This is a genomic window from Pseudohalocynthiibacter aestuariivivens (assembly GCF_018457175.1).
In the GTDB taxonomy this organism is placed as follows: domain Bacteria; phylum Pseudomonadota; class Alphaproteobacteria; order Rhodobacterales; family Rhodobacteraceae; genus Pseudohalocynthiibacter; species Pseudohalocynthiibacter aestuariivivens.
Map to the genome: position 1 here is coordinate 1 of NZ_JAGFNU010000011.1, position 14,016 is coordinate 14,016.

Sequence of the window (14,016 nt, forward strand, 5' to 3'; positions counted from 1 at the left end):
CACCGATCCCACATCTCAGATTTCTGTTTGTCCGTGTAAAACGTCCGCGTCCGATATTTCATCTCTAACACTCCATCTTTCCAAAAAGACTAAAGTGTTGCGACCACCCGTTGAAACCGCCGGACAATCCAGGCATTTGTTGCGCAAATGTTGCTCGGCGACTGACGGGCGCGTTGTTAAGTGAGGAAGTTACATTGAACCGATTTCGTACAGACCACTGAAGGCCAAAGCACCAACTTTACCCATGCCTGTTTCTCTCGGAACAACTTTTAGATCGACCCGGCCTACAAGTATGCCGAAGCTAATGGTGCATTCAACATACGCCGTCTGACCAGCCCCGATAACCACCGTGAGGGTCTCCGTGTTCTCAGTGGCCGCAGTAATGGTGTTGCTTCCCGTGGGAACGTCGACGAAGAACACCTTGTTGGGTTGGCAAGTATCCGTTCCCTTGCCATTCACAGATATCATTGGCTGAACCGCAGCTCCCATCACCTGAGTGCGATAGAAGACCAGTCTCGCCTCGTTATTCTGGACCGCAGGAACCGAAGGTGCTGACTCCGACAAGCTATTACCTGAGGCACAGGCCGAAAGCCCGAGGGCTAGTACGCTGAAAATACCAGCTTTCCCAATTGATTTCTGCATGCTTCTCTCCCCCAGAGCTTTGCTACAATTTCGTTCAGCCTAGATCGACAGCACCAGCATTGCCAGCACCGATACTCATTAACCATGGTCAAGTGAACTTTTTGCCCGGAAAGGCCAATCTCGCTGTCGATTGGAATTCCTGATTGAACCTTGAATGTTCGCTTTGGCTCCAACCAGCCGTTCGCTGCGGTTGGGGCGAAAGGTCGCTTTGTTCAGCGGCTCTTCATGGGTGTTAGGCTTTGACGCCTTTTTTGAGGCGGTCTATGGGGAAAGGAAAGATACCCTAAATTAGGGGAATTTCGTGGATAATGTCCCCCATATGTCCCCCAGAATCGTTACTGGGGGAAAAGAGACAGGGCTACGTTGAACATATACAGCGTCAAGCCGTTGATTTAAAATAGAAAAGATGTGGTGAGCCCTACTGGGTTCGAACCAGTGACCTACTGATTAAAAGTCAGCCGCTCTACCAACTGAGCTAAGGGCCCTCACGAGGCGCCGTCTTAGGCAAGCTGACCGCAGGGGTCAAGGACGAAATTGCCTGAATCAGCCCTCTGGATTGATTTTTCCGCTTAACCTATATGATGCGCATGGCAGATTTGACTCTCCAGACGGGCGGGCTTCCGTTTCGCAAGATGCACGGGCTTGGCAATGACTTTGTTGTTGTCGACGCAAGAAGTGCGCCTGATTTGGTGAATGAAGATACCGCTCGGGCAATTGGGCACCGGTCTTTCGGGGTCGGCTTTGATCAGCTTGCGGTGTTGCGCGAGTCTGACGTTGCGGATCTGGATGTAGAATTCTGGAACTCTGATGGGTCAAAAGCAGATGCCTGCGGCAACGCCAGCCGTTGTGTTGCAAGGATCATAATGGACGAAACCGGGCAGAAAGCTGCCAGCATCCGCACGGGACGCGGAACCCTGCAAGCCGTAGATGCCGGAGAGGGCCTGATCAGCGTGAACATGGGACAGCCGCAACTGGAGTGGGATCAGATACCACTTGCCCATCCTGTTGATGATCTGAACGCCTTGCCAATTGAAGGGGCCCCCGGTGCTGCTGGTATTGGAAACCCACATATGGTTTTCGTCGTTAATGATGCAGAAGCTGTACCATTATCAGACGTCGGCCCAGCGCTGGAACATCACCCGCTATTCCCGGAGCGCACGAACGTTGAATTCATTCATGTGATTGACCGTCAAACCTTGCGAATGCGCGTCTGGGAACGCGGCGGAATGATAACCCTCGCTTGTGGGTCTGGTGCCTGTGCTTCTGCGGTTGTGGCGCATCGCAAGGGTCTGACCGACCGCAAGGTGACGATCCATCTGGATGGTGGTGATCTCGAAATTGACTGGCGCGATGACGGTGTCTGGATGACTGGTCCAATTACGCATGTCTTTGACGGCGTAATCCGTCGTGAGTTTCTGGAAAACATCTGATGTCAGGCAGCCCCCCCCTTTTCACGACGCTTGGCTGTCGCCTGAACGCCTATGAAACCGAGGCGATGAAAGAACTGTCTGCCGCCGCCGGTATCGAAAATGCTGTTGTCGTGAACACCTGCGCCGTCACGGCAGAGGCTGTACGCAAAGCCCGGCAGGAAATTCGCAAACTGCGCCGCGCGCATCCTGACGCGAAACTGATTGTGACAGGCTGTGCAGCGCAGACTGAACCGCAAACCTTTGCCGAGATGGGCGAAGTCGACCTTGTCATCGGCAATACAGAAAAGATGCAGGCCAGCATCTGGGCATCCATGCGCGGCCCGGATTTCATCGGGGAAACGGAGCGCGTGCAGGTTGATGACATAATGTCAGTCACCGAAACAGCCGGGCATCTGATTGACGGGTTTGGCACAAGGTCGCGCGCCTATGTTCAGGTTCAGAACGGCTGTGATCATCGCTGCACCTTTTGCATTATCCCTTATGGACGCGGCAATTCGCGGTCTGTCCCTGCTGGTGTTGTCGTCGATCAGATCAAGCGACTGGTCAACAAGGGTTACAATGAGGTCGTATTGACCGGTGTAGACCTGACAAGCTGGGGTGCTGATCTGCCCGCAACGCCACGCCTTGGCGACTTGGTGATGCGGATTCTCAAATTGGTTCCAGACCTGCCCCGCTTGCGGATTAGCTCGATAGACTCCATCGAGGCTGATGAAAACCTTATGCAGGCGATCGCAACAGAACCACGTCTTATGCCGCACCTTCACCTTTCCTTGCAGGCGGGTGATGACATGATCCTGAAGCGCATGAAACGGCGCCATCTGCGGGACGATGCAATCGCGTTCTGCGAAGAGACGCGTCGTTTGCGCCCCGACATGACTTTTGGCGCTGACATCATCGCGGGCTTTCCGACGGAAACGGAAGAAATGTTCGAAAACTCTCTGAAACTCGTGACCGAGTGTGACCTGACATGGCTGCATGTGTTTCCCTATTCAGCTCGTGAATGCACACCTGCAGCGAGGATGCCGGCTGTCGATGGGCGTGCAATAAAATCACGGGCGGCACGTTTGCGTGCGGCGGGCGAAGCTCAGGTTGCGCGCCATCTTTCCGATCAAGTCGGCAAAACCCACCATATTCTGATGGAAAACCCGCACATGGGGCGGACAGAGCAGTTTACCGAGGTGAATTTTGCGGCTGATCAAACCGAGGGTAGCCTCGTCACAACCCGGATAACGGGTTATGACGTTCATCGGTTAACAGCATGACTCTTCCGATTCTTTACTCCTTTCGGCGCTGCCCCTATGCGATGCGCGCACGATTGGCGATTGCCAGCGCCGGGATCACCTGTGAACTACGAGAAATCGTTTTGCGCGATAAAGCACCGGAATTTCTAGCGGCATCCCCTAAGGGAACGGTTCCGGTGGTCGTTGCCGATGGTGAGGTGCTTGAAGAAAGTCTTGACGTGATGCACTGGGCACTTGGCGAAAATGACCCCGAAGGATGGCTGAATGTGCCGCAAGAAGCCCATAGCCTGATTGATGAGGCGGATGGTCCCTTCAAGTCTGCCCTTGATCGCACGAAATACGCAACGCGCTACAAAGATGCAGACCCATCGGTCGAGCGGGAAAAGGCTTCTGTTTTCTTGCGCAAACTCGACATGATGCTTGTTGAGCAACTCTATCTGTTTGGTGAAAGCCCGAGTATCGCAGATACGGCTATTGCACCCTTCGTACGGCAATTCGCCAATATCGAAAAAGATTGGTTTGACGCGCAGCCCTGGCCGAACCTTATTGAATGGCTCGAGAGGTTTCTTTCCTCAGAGCGGTTTACGGCAATCATGAAGAAAAACCCAAAATGGCAGGCCGGTGATCACGTCGTGTTGTTTCCCTGAAAGCGTTGCCAGAGGCAAAAAAGATTAATGCCTCCGGCGGGGATATTTTTCGGAAAAAGAATTCAGGCTGCTAGAGAAGCCCTTGTCTTGCCAATCATCAACGCTGCCTTTGCGGCCTCGCGTCCTTTTTCAACAAAATGCGCGCGGTATATTTCATTGTGGTGATCGGTTTCCTGATAGTGGTGCGGGGTCAGAGAGACTGACAGCACTGGAACACCTGTATCCATGCCTGCACGCATCAAACCATCGACCACAGCTTGCGCCACAAAGTCGTGCCGGTAAATGCCGCCGTCAACCACGAATGCGGCTGCAGCCACAGCGGCGTAACGACCGGACGCCGCGAGATCACGTGCCACAAGCGGCATTTCAAACGCACCAGGCACATCAAACACATCGACCTGAGAGGCCGGGATCAGCTCGCAAAACCCATCAAAGGCGCGATCAACAATATCTGAGTGCCAGTTTGCCTTAATAAAGGCGTAGCGGGTGGGTGTCATAGTTCTTTCCTTTCATTCCAGACACGTCACCCAGAGCGTGCAAACGAAAGGAACGCCAAGGCACCATGCCTTACCACCCAATCGTCCTCTTCCATCCGGACTATGACCGTCGGCTCTGGAATCACACCAGATCTGCTGACACCCCGATATCCGGGGCCGCTCGCGGGCTTATGGCTTGCGCCACACACCGCCGGTGGGGAATTTCACCCCGCCCTGAGAACACAGCCAAAATGGCTAAGCCTTGGCCTGAAGGCAAGACCCGGATAAGACATTTTCAAACAGAGACGCGACATGCACCCAAACCCTGCCTTCAGACAGATGCCAGATAAAGCGAATCGAAGTTTTGCGCAGAAGTGCGGTTTTGGCATTCTTTCTGTAAACGGATCGGAAGGTCCGCTGCTGTCACATGTTCCGTTTTTACTGTCTGATGACGGTAAGGTTGCAGAGTTGCATCTGGTAAGGTCAAACCCGATTGTTCGCACGCTAAGTGAACCAGAGCCGGCGGTTGTAGCTGTTTCTGGTCCGGACAGTTATGTTTCACCTGACTGGTATGGAATCGATGATCAGGTGCCAACATGGAACTATGTTGCGGTACACTTGCGTGGTCAGTTGATAAAAGAGCCACAGGAAAAGTTAAGAGGTTTACTCGACCGGCTTTCGGCGCGGTTTGAGGCGGACCTGCTGCCAAAAACCCCTTGGGTTTCTGGCAAAATGAGCGATGGCGTTATGGACAAGATGATGCGCCAGATCGTTCCAATTAGACTCGAGATCACCAGCATTGACGGTACATGGAAGCTTGGCCAGAACAAGACTGATGAGGTCCGCAGCAACGCAGCGTCTCAGATGGATGCATCTGGAACAGGTCACGAAACACGCCACCTTTCGGCGCTGATGATGGCCCCATCCAAAGCTTGATTGGACATCGGCAGACTGGCTTCTTACATTTGAAACACAGATTGGGAGGAGATAATGCCGTTACCCCTTGCCCCGGTTGCAGGTCTTGCATTGCGTTATGGCGCCGTTGCGTTGGCGGCTTACGCTGTCACGCGCACCATTGAACGAGGCCGCCGCGATCAACGCGCTGAAGACGCGCTCGACGAACTTGAAGAAGGTGCAACGTTGCGTAGCGATGGTGACCAGACCAACGCTGGCTTTCATTTTAAAAGAACGATCCGGCTGGGAACAATGGGCCCCGGTGTGGATATAGACATTTCGGCTTTGGGCCGTATACGCATCCGAAAGGCATCTGAATGAAACTATACTACAGCGCGACCTCGCCCTATGTACGCAAGGTCATGGTCCTATTACATGAGGCAGAACAGACCGAAGCGGTCGCACTGGAACCCACACACGGTACTCCATTTGAAGCGTCAGCAAGCGCAATCGCGCAAAACCCGCTTGGTAAAGTTCCCGCATTGGCGCGCGACGATGGCCCTTCGCTGTATGACAGCCGTGTCATTTGCCGCTATCTAGACGCGCGTTTTCAAGCGGGCTTCTACCCAGACGGTGCCAGACTGTGGGATGCCCTCACGCTCGAGGCCACTGCGGATGGTATTCTCGATGCAGCACTTCTGATGGTTTACGAGGGTCGTTTACGCCCCGAGGAAAAACAATTTCCAGATTGGGTTGAGGCGCAATGGAGCAAGGTATCCAATGCCGTCGATGCCGTTAACAGCCGCTGGATGAGCCAGCTGAACGGCTCTCTTGATATGGGGCAAATTGCAATAGGCTGTGCACTTGGGTATCTCGACTTGCGCCACGATGCACGGGGTTGGCGCACGGGACATGAGGCACTGGCAGACTGGTACGAAAGATTCGCAGAACGTGAGTCGATGCTAGCAACGGTCCCTCCTGCTGGCTAGCATTTCACTGCATTGAGCTGGATTAGGCGTTTCTCCGAAATTGGACTAAGCTCAGAACCCTGAAACGAGTTGTACTGAACAACTCTGCTTGGCAGAGCGAATATACTTGGGGGGACTGAAATGTTTGCACGGATAACAACCTACAAACTTAAACCAGGAACGGTTGAAGCATCTGAAAAAATGCTTGAACGGATCAAGCCGCAAATTCTGGCGCTGGCCGGATTGAAGCATTTCATCAATGCCGTGGACGCGGACGGGAACGGCTACATCATCTCGATTGTCGAAAGCGAGGAAATTTCAAATGCAAATCAGGCAAAAGTTGCTGAGCTTTGGCAATCATTTGGCGAATTCCTTGCAGAACCCCCAAAACCGGGTGGATACAGAGTCATAATGAATGAGTCGGTCGGCTAAAACCGAACTCTCAATTCGAAAAACATGTACTGGCGATTTGAGGTTTTCTTACTTCTGCCGGGTGATTTCTTGTGCTGGTCGACTGGAGTTGACGCAAATTCAGGGTCCAGAGGCGTTTTGGATGCGAAGTTAAACACAAAACGGCAATTTTTGTCTTCCTGACCCTCGAATACCACTGTAAATTGCACTAATGAACCGCGACAAAACCGCATCTTTTTTATTTGAGCCGCATTGTCTTCTGGACGGAGCGCATTTGGGCGGATAAACAGCCGCGCGAGAAGGCTACGTTCACGCGTGGTCATTTTAACGTTAAGGCCGTTCGGCCAGGGAAGGGAGAAACTCTCGTGTCTCACGCAGAAGATCACGAAGGCACCCGCCGGGATTTCCTCTATTATGCAACGGCAGGCGCAGGCGCTGTGACAGCCGGAGCAGCGGTTTGGCCGCTTGTAAATCAGATGAATCCAAGTGCCGATGTTAAAGCGCTGGCATCGATTCGTGTTGATATTTCAGGTATCGAAACCGGAACGCAGCTGACCGTCAAATGGCAGGGTAAGCCAGTTTTCATCCGTCGTCGTACGGAAGAAGAAATCGAGGCTGCCCGCAATGTCGATATGAGCACGCTGATCGATTCGAGCGCGCGCAACGACAATGGAAACGAATCCGCTGACGCATCAGATGAAAACCGCGCGCTTGACGAAAACGGCGAGTGGCTGGTGATGATGGGTGTATGTACGCACCTTGGTTGTGTGCCGCTTGGTAACGCAGCTGGTGAATTTGGTGGCTGGTTCTGCCCATGCCACGGGTCGCACTACGATACGTCTGGTCGTATTCGCAAAGGTCCGGCTCCGGAAAACCTTCCGGTGCCTGTCGCCAACTTCGTCGATGAAACGACGATCGAGCTGGGTTAAGGGAGGCACAAATGTCCGGAATTCCGCACGACCATTACGAGCCCAAGTCGGGTATCGAAAAATGGCTCCATTCACGCCTGCCTGTGGTTGGCCTTCTCTATGATACACTGATGATCCCCACACCCAAAAACCTGAATTGGATGTGGATCTGGGGTATCGTCCTTACATTCTGCCTCGTATTGCAAATTATCACCGGCATCATTCTGGCGATGCATTACACGCCGCATGTCGACATGGCGTTTGCCTCGATTGAGCATATCATGCGCAATGTGAATGGCGGCCACATGATGCGCTACGTTCATATGAACGGTGCATCACTGTTCTTCGTGGCGGTTTATGCACACATCTTCCGCGGCCTTTACTACGGATCTTACAAGGCGCCGCGTGAAGTTACGTGGATCATCGGGATGCTGATTTACCTTTGCATGATGGGCACGGCGTTTATGGGTTATGTTCTGCCCTGGGGTCAGATGTCTTTCCACGGTACTGCTGTGATCACCGGCCTCTTTGGTGCGATCCCGGGTATTGGTGAAGCAATTCAGACATGGCTTCTGGGCGCAAGCGCAGTTGGGCAACCGGCACTTAACAGGTTCTTCTCACTTCACTACCTGCTGCCGTTTGTGATTGCTGGGCTTGTGGTTGTTCATATCTGGGCATTCCACTCAACCGGTAACAACAACCCAACCGGCGTCGACGTACGCAAGGACTCTAAGGCTGTTGCGGAAAAAGACACCCTTCCGTTTTGGCCATACTTTGTGATCAAAGACGTCTTTGCACTGGCCGTTATCATGTTGATTTTCTGGGCGATCGTCGGCTTTATGCCGAACTACCTTGGCCACCCGGACAACTACATCGAAGCGAACGCGCTGGTGACGCCTGCACACATCGTTCCCGAATGGTATTTCCTGCCATTCTACGCGATCCTGCGGGCCTTCACGGCTGATGTCTGGGCTGTTCAGCTTGTAAGCTTTGTCACCGGTGGCATCATCAACGCCAAGTTCTTTGGTGTTCTGGCAATGTTTGGCGCAATCGCCGTTCTGGCGTTGGCTCCTTGGCTCGATACTTCATCTGTACGCTCGGGTCGTTACCGTCCGATGTTCAAATGGTGGTTTGTGCTTCTTGTGATCGACTTCTTTGTTCTGATGTGGGTTGGCGCACGCCCTGCTGAGTTCCCGTATGACTGGATCTCACTGATCGCATCCGCCTATTGGTTCGCCTACTTCCTGATCATCCTTCCGCTATTGGGTGTGATTGAGAAACCAGAGGCACAACCGGCCACCATCGAAGCAGACTTTGACGCACACTACGGCGCCAAAGCTGAAACGCCGGCCGAGTGAAAGGGACAATGACAATGATCAAAAAACTAGCGATCACCGCCGTCACGGCCCTTGGCCTTTCAACCGGAGGCGTTTTTGCAGCCGGTGGCGAGCAACACATCGAAGATTTTGCTTTCTCGTTCGAAGGACCTTTTGGCAAATTCGATCAGAACCAGTTGCAACGCGGCCTGCAAATCTACACCGAAGTCTGTTCAGCCTGCCACGGCATGCAATATGTCTACTTCCGCAACCTCGCGGATGAAGGCGGACTTGGGTATTCAGAAGACCAGGCACGGGCTTACGCTGAAAACTTCGAAGTCTGGGATCCCGAGCTTAGCGACGGTGACGGTGATTTTCGCACGGCGACCCCGGCGGATCACTTCCCTGCAAACACTGCGGCTGGTGCGCCTGACTTGTCTTTGATGGCAAAAGCGCGCGCGGGTTTTCACGGGCCATATGGCCTAGGGATCAATCAGGCCGTTCGCGGCATGGGTGGTGCTGAATATATCGCTTCGATCCTGACTGGCTACACCGGCCACGAAAAAGAAGAAAACAACGTCACTTTCTATGAAAACACTGCCTTCCCGGGCGGCTGGATTTCAATGGCGCCGCCGCTGGTTGGTGAAGATGTAGAGTACGCCGACGGCCACTCTAACGATCTTCACCACGAAGCAATGGATGTTTCTGCCTTCCTGATGTGGGCTGCAGAACCAAAAATGATGGCTCGTCAGCAAGCAGGCTTCATCGGTGTTTTCTCTCTCTTGATTCTGTCGGTGCTGCTCTATCTCACCAACAAACGGATTTGGGCACCAATCAAGAAAAGAGCGAAATCTGGCGAAGCATAGAACTCGTTGATTTTAAAATGAACAAACCCCGCCATTCGGCGGGGTTTTCTTTTGTTAGCCTGTATCACTATCCTGTCAGTCGATCGTGATACGCTCCACCTTTTTTGCTGTGCTAGGGTGAACCTGCACAAATTGATTAAAGGCGCACAGCATGGCTGCGGGCACACTAATAAAGCATTTCTCTAACCATAGACGCCGTTTCGTGGTCCTGATCATATTTCTCGCGATTCTGTTTTTGGGTTGGTACTTTGGGCAACGCGCCGCAAGTTATGCGTCCAGCGAAGCCGTACTCAATGACGAACCCCTGATGCGGATGATGATACTGACCATTGCTGGTCTCTACATCGTCACATCGGCGATACCCTTTGTCCCCGGTGCAGAGATCGGGTTTGGTATGCTGATGATCTTTGGCGCAAGTGCCGCGATACTGGTCTATCTGTGCATGGTGGCCGCTTTGCTGATCGCCTACCTGATTGGCCGGTTTGTACCTGCCGCACTTATTGCCAGAGCATTTGCATATCTGGGATTCGAACGCGCACGAACTCTGGTGGAGAATCTGGCTGGTCTGGACCACAAAGAGCGCCTTTCCTATTTGGCAGAGAACGCACCGAACCGTATTATTCCGTTCCTGCTAAAGCACAGGTATCTTGCGCTGATCGCTGTGTTAAACCTGCCGGGTAACGTTGTTCTTGGCGGCGGTGGCGGCATTGCATTTGCAGCAGGCATGTCCGGGCTATATCCACTGCCCGCGTTTGTTATTTCACTCCTGATTGCCGTCGCGCCAGTGCCTTTGATGTTCGTGCTGTCGCACAATTTTTTCTGAAGGCTACCCCAGATACCTTTTCAACGCGTCTGGCGGGTTGGCAAATAGCGTGGCCGTATCTATTGGCGGATGCGCAATACCCTCTGCCACAAGGATTGTTTGGCTTGAAATGCGCACTGCATCATCCGGGTCGTGGCTAACCATCAGCAGGGTTGCGCCTGTCTCATCAAGCAGGTCTGCCAGAAGGGTTAGCATCTCACCCTTTAATGCCGGGCCGAGCGCACCGAATGGCTCATCCAGCAACACAAGTGGTTTTTGACGCAAGATCATACGTGCCAACGCAACACGAGCGATCTGCCCGCCCGACAAAGCGGCTGGTTTGCGGTTGCCGAACCCTTTCAACCCCACTCGTTCAAGAGTATTACTCACGGCCTCTTTTTGCGAAGAGGATAGCCTCAAATCAGAACGCAGGCCAAGGCCAACATTCTCCGCAGCACTTAAATGTGGGAACAGGTTATTGTCCTGAAACAACAAACTTAGCGGTCTTTCTCCCGGCGGAAGGTCAGCCAGATCAACCCCATCCCACAGGATTTTGCCACTTCCGGGTTTCAGGAAACCTGCGATGGCTGCGAGCAAGGTTGATTTGCCCGCCCCGGATGGCCCGATTACAGCAACCCTTGCTCCTGTTGGGACTGACAGATCAGCCGTAAGGCAAAAATCGTCCTGAACAATTTCCAATCTTTCAAGTGTCAGCATCAACACGACCCCCACGATCAAAAACCCAAAACAGACACAGGCTGAGCGCCAACAAGACTAGCGCCGCTCCTGCCGCGTCGCCCATCCGGTAGGCCGTCATTAAACGAAACATCTGTAACGGTAGTGTCGCGCTTTCAGGATCAGCAAACAATGCGATAACCCCAAGGTCCCCCATAGACAACGCTGCCGCAAGACCAGCAGCGAACCCAAGCGGTCTGCGCATCCGTGGCAAGATCAGCAACCGCATCCGGGACCAGCCTGACAGACCAAGACTGTCAGCGAGGCGACCAAAGTCATTTTCGATGTCGCGCAGTGCGGGGCTCAACGCGCGCAAGGCGAATGGCAGGCTCATCGCGGCGTTTACGATAGCTGTTACCGGCAGCGCCAGATCGGACGGGCGCGCAAACGGGAAGATCATGATAAATAACCCGGTCCCGACAACCAAAGGTGACGCAGCAATCGTCAGATATCCAAAACCCTCGACAAATCCGGCGGTTCGTTTCTGGCCAAGTTTGACTGCAAGCAATGCCAAGGACAAAGCCAGGCTGATCGCGAGTGCTGCAGAACCCAAGGCCACCAGTACTGATCTGAACGCAGACCACCAGACAACATCAGGCAGCGTCCAGACTGCTCCGGCACCTTTAAGAAAGATCACGACCAGGGGAGTGAGCAAAAACAGCTTGGCGAACACAAGGACAGTAAAATCCTGCGCGCGAAGCACCGGATTGCTCGTGTCCCACCGTTCAACAGTCCGGTCAAGGCCTGCCCCCATGCCTGCAGGTGTTGCCACACGCCACGCGATAACCGCAACAACCGCGCATAAACCAAATTGAATGACAGCAAGAAGAGCCGCTTTTCCAAGATCAAAGTCAAACCGGAACGCCTGATAAATCGCGAGTTCCAGCGTTGTCGCCTTTGGCCCCCCACCCAATGCAAGAACAACCGCAAAGCTGGTCATGCAAAGAAGGAAGATCACCATGAAGATACCCGGGACAACTGCGCGCAGCATTGGCCATTCCAGAACACGCTGTATGTCTGCATTGTCAAAGCCAAGCGAGGCTGCAAGACGAAACCGCTCTGCCGGGATGGCCAGCCAACCTTGCAAAATAAGGCGTGTCGCAAGGGGGATGTTGAAAAAGACATGCGCCAGAACGACGCCGTGTAATCCATAAATATGAACAGGCGGCAAACCCACCCAGCCAAGCATCGTGCTGAGTATGCCTGACCGGCCAAACACCGCGAGCAATCCCAGCACCGCAACAATAACCGGCAGGATAAACGGCGCGCCAAGCAATGTAACAAGCGCTGAGCGTCCGAAAAACTGCCGCCGCGCAAGCGCGCGTGCCACCGGCACTGCAAGAAGCACGCTTAGAGATGCCGAAAGGAACGCCTGCCAAAGCGTAAACCTTAACGCAGCCCAATCTGCTGGGCGCAAGGCGGATACCCCCTCTGCCCGCGTTACTACGGCAGCCAATGTGCCGAGCGTCAGCAAAAGGATGAGGGCGGCAGAAACCGCCCCCAAGCCGTAGACCGGCTTTATTGGGACAAGGCGTTTCGCCATTCTTCCAGTGCTCCGTCCCGCACGTCATTCGCTTCTTGTTCGGACAAGAAGATCGCCTTTTCAGGCGTTCCTAACTGCAAAAACTGTGCGGGTAGTTTCTCTGCATCAAGCTGGGCGGGGTAGGACCAGTTGCTTGTCGGGATCATAGACTGGAACTCCTCTGACAGGACGTATTCCATAAACGAGTCAGCAAGTTCCGGCTGATCGGTCGTCGCGATTTTCCCCGCCAACTCGACAAGCACATAGTGGCCCTCATCAAAAATCGCCGCCGATTTTGTCAAATCCTCTTCGGCTATGATATGATAGGCGGGCGACGTGGTGAACGACAAAACCATGTCAGCTTCGCCATCCGTGAACATACCGTAGGCTTCGGACCAGCCTTTGGTCACGGTCAGGATTTTTGGCGCAAGCCGTGTCCAGGCGTTTTCCGCATCATCCCCGTAAACCGATTTCACCCAAAGCAACAGGCCAAGACCAGAGATCGAACTCCGTGGGTCCTGAATAACGATTTTCACATCGTCCGGCATCTCTAGCAGCGCTTCAAAGCTGGTGGGTGGGTTTTCAAGCTTGGTGTTGTCGTAGACGAAGGAAAGGTAGCTCCAGTCAAAGGGCAGAAACACGTCATCCGACCATTCAATCGGCAGCGTGAGGCCACTGGTGTCTTGACCATGTGTACCAAACAAGCCTGATTCCCGCGCCTTCAGCGTGACATCGGTGTTCAGGCCAATGACAGCATCCGCCTCTGTCCGTTCCCCTTCAAGCAATAGCCGGGGCAGAACATCACCCGTGATAAATTGCAAATCACAGGCGCAGCGTTCTTCAAACCCTGCTTCAATGCCGGGGCCCGGGCCCCATTCAGACGCAAAGTAGTCTGGTGCGTAAACTGTCAGAACGGGTGCCTCTGCCGCAGCCATGCTGGCTGCACAAAGTCCCGCGGCGATCAGTGGATATTTCATATCTCATCCTCTATTTGCCGACGGGCGGATATCGGGATGAGTGCATCTCAACCTTCCCTCCGCCGGTCTTAACCGGTTCAGGTTCAACGGGTCCGCTATTGCATCTCAGCCAGTAAAGGCCCCCCGAGGTAAGGATGTCTCTAGGGCGGCATAACGCACTTGGCAAGCCAAAACCCCTTGA

16 protein-coding genes, 1 tRNA gene and 2 riboswitches are annotated in these 14,016 nt (G+C 53.6%); of the genes, 11 read left to right on the plus strand and 6 right to left on the minus strand.

The features are described from left to right. Positions 1–189: 189 nt before the first annotated feature. Complete coding sequence (locus tag J4E70_RS14820; protein WP_213890431.1) at positions 190–642, minus strand: DUF2846 domain-containing protein; 453 nt, start codon at positions 640–642, stop codon at positions 190–192. 409 nt (positions 643–1,051) lie between these two features. Next, a tRNA-Lys gene (locus tag J4E70_RS14825) sits at positions 1,052–1,127 on the minus strand. A gap of 102 nt (positions 1,128–1,229) precedes the next feature. Between J4E70_RS14825 and dapF the strand changes: the two genes are divergently transcribed. From dapF to J4E70_RS14840, 3 genes are read left to right on the plus strand one after another with little or no spacing between them, the layout of a single operon-like run. Next, a complete protein-coding gene (gene dapF, locus J4E70_RS14830) occupies positions 1,230–2,072 on the plus strand; it encodes a diaminopimelate epimerase (RefSeq protein ID WP_213890432.1) in 843 nt (280 codons plus the stop codon). Then, positions 2,072–3,334 carry a tRNA (N(6)-L-threonylcarbamoyladenosine(37)-C(2))-methylthiotransferase MtaB gene (gene mtaB / locus J4E70_RS14835; protein ID WP_213890433.1) on the plus strand — a complete coding sequence of 421 codons (1,263 nt, stop codon included), beginning with the start codon at positions 2,072–2,074 and terminating at the stop codon, positions 3,332–3,334. Before dapF ends, mtaB begins: the two co-directional genes overlap by 1 nt. Further along, positions 3,331–3,960: a glutathione S-transferase gene (locus J4E70_RS14840; protein ID WP_213890434.1), complete on the plus strand. Its 630-nt coding sequence runs from the start codon at positions 3,331–3,333 to the stop codon at positions 3,958–3,960. The genes mtaB and J4E70_RS14840 overlap by 4 nt, the downstream gene beginning before the upstream one ends. Positions 3,961–4,022: 62 nt before the next feature. Here the strand turns inward: J4E70_RS14840 and J4E70_RS14845 are convergent, their stop codons facing one another. Continuing rightward, positions 4,023–4,457: a 6,7-dimethyl-8-ribityllumazine synthase gene (locus J4E70_RS14845; protein ID WP_213890435.1), complete on the minus strand. Its 435-nt coding sequence runs from the start codon at positions 4,455–4,457 to the stop codon at positions 4,023–4,025. A gap of 79 nt (positions 4,458–4,536) precedes the next feature. Then, positions 4,537–4,682, minus strand: a riboswitch (FMN riboswitch). Between the two features lie 66 nt (positions 4,683–4,748). On the opposite strand from J4E70_RS14845, the gene J4E70_RS14850 reads away from it, so the two are divergent. The 8 genes from J4E70_RS14850 (at position 4,749) to J4E70_RS14885 (ending at position 10,622) form a co-directional block, all read left to right on the plus strand. Continuing rightward, on the plus strand, positions 4,749–5,372 hold the full coding sequence (locus tag J4E70_RS14850) for an FMN-binding negative transcriptional regulator (protein WP_213890436.1): 624 nt from the start codon (positions 4,749–4,751) through the stop codon (positions 5,370–5,372). Positions 5,373–5,426: 54 nt separating this feature from the next. Next, the gene (locus J4E70_RS14855) at positions 5,427–5,711 is read left to right on the plus strand and encodes a hypothetical protein (RefSeq protein ID WP_213890437.1); all 285 of its coding nucleotides are present in this window, start codon (positions 5,427–5,429) and stop codon (positions 5,709–5,711) included. Further along, positions 5,708–6,319 carry a glutathione S-transferase gene (locus J4E70_RS14860; protein WP_213890438.1) on the plus strand — a complete coding sequence of 204 codons (612 nt, stop codon included), beginning with the start codon at positions 5,708–5,710 and terminating at the stop codon, positions 6,317–6,319. The genes J4E70_RS14855 and J4E70_RS14860 overlap by 4 nt, the downstream gene beginning before the upstream one ends. 120 nt (positions 6,320–6,439) lie before the next feature. Further along, positions 6,440–6,730, plus strand: coding sequence for a hypothetical protein (locus tag J4E70_RS14865; protein WP_213890439.1), 291 nt, complete (start codon positions 6,440–6,442; stop codon positions 6,728–6,730). A gap of 344 nt (positions 6,731–7,074) precedes the next feature. Beyond that, entirely contained in the window at positions 7,075–7,638 is a 564-nt protein-coding gene (gene petA / locus J4E70_RS14870; protein ID WP_213890440.1) for a ubiquinol-cytochrome c reductase iron-sulfur subunit, read from the plus strand. A gap of 11 nt (positions 7,639–7,649) precedes the next feature. After that, positions 7,650–8,975, plus strand: a complete 1,326-nt coding sequence (petB, locus tag J4E70_RS14875) for a cytochrome b (RefSeq protein ID WP_213890441.1) — start codon at positions 7,650–7,652, stop codon at positions 8,973–8,975. A 14-nt stretch (positions 8,976–8,989) separates the two neighbouring features. Continuing rightward, positions 8,990–9,799, plus strand: a complete 810-nt coding sequence (locus J4E70_RS14880; protein ID WP_213890442.1) for a cytochrome c1 — start codon at positions 8,990–8,992, stop codon at positions 9,797–9,799. 151 nt (positions 9,800–9,950) lie between these two features. Then, positions 9,951–10,622 carry a hypothetical protein gene (locus J4E70_RS14885; protein WP_213890443.1) on the plus strand — a complete coding sequence of 224 codons (672 nt, stop codon included), beginning with the start codon at positions 9,951–9,953 and terminating at the stop codon, positions 10,620–10,622. A 3-nt stretch (positions 10,623–10,625) separates the two neighbouring features. Here the strand turns inward: J4E70_RS14885 and J4E70_RS14890 are convergent, their stop codons facing one another. From J4E70_RS14890 to J4E70_RS14900, 3 genes are read right to left on the minus strand one after another with little or no spacing between them, the layout of a single operon-like run. Next, positions 10,626–11,318: a thiamine ABC transporter ATP-binding protein gene (locus tag J4E70_RS14890; protein WP_213890444.1), complete on the minus strand. Its 693-nt coding sequence runs from the start codon at positions 11,316–11,318 to the stop codon at positions 10,626–10,628. Next, positions 11,305–12,879: a thiamine/thiamine pyrophosphate ABC transporter permease ThiP gene (locus J4E70_RS14895; RefSeq protein WP_213890445.1), complete on the minus strand. Its 1,575-nt coding sequence runs from the start codon at positions 12,877–12,879 to the stop codon at positions 11,305–11,307. The genes J4E70_RS14890 and J4E70_RS14895 overlap by 14 nt, the downstream gene beginning before the upstream one ends. Then, positions 12,855–13,835: a thiamine ABC transporter substrate-binding protein gene (locus J4E70_RS14900; RefSeq protein ID WP_213890446.1), complete on the minus strand. Its 981-nt coding sequence runs from the start codon at positions 13,833–13,835 to the stop codon at positions 12,855–12,857. Before J4E70_RS14900 ends, J4E70_RS14895 begins: the two co-directional genes overlap by 25 nt. A 37-nt stretch (positions 13,836–13,872) precedes the next feature. Then, positions 13,873–13,971: riboswitch (TPP riboswitch) on the minus strand. Between the last annotated feature and the right edge of the window lie 45 nt (positions 13,972–14,016).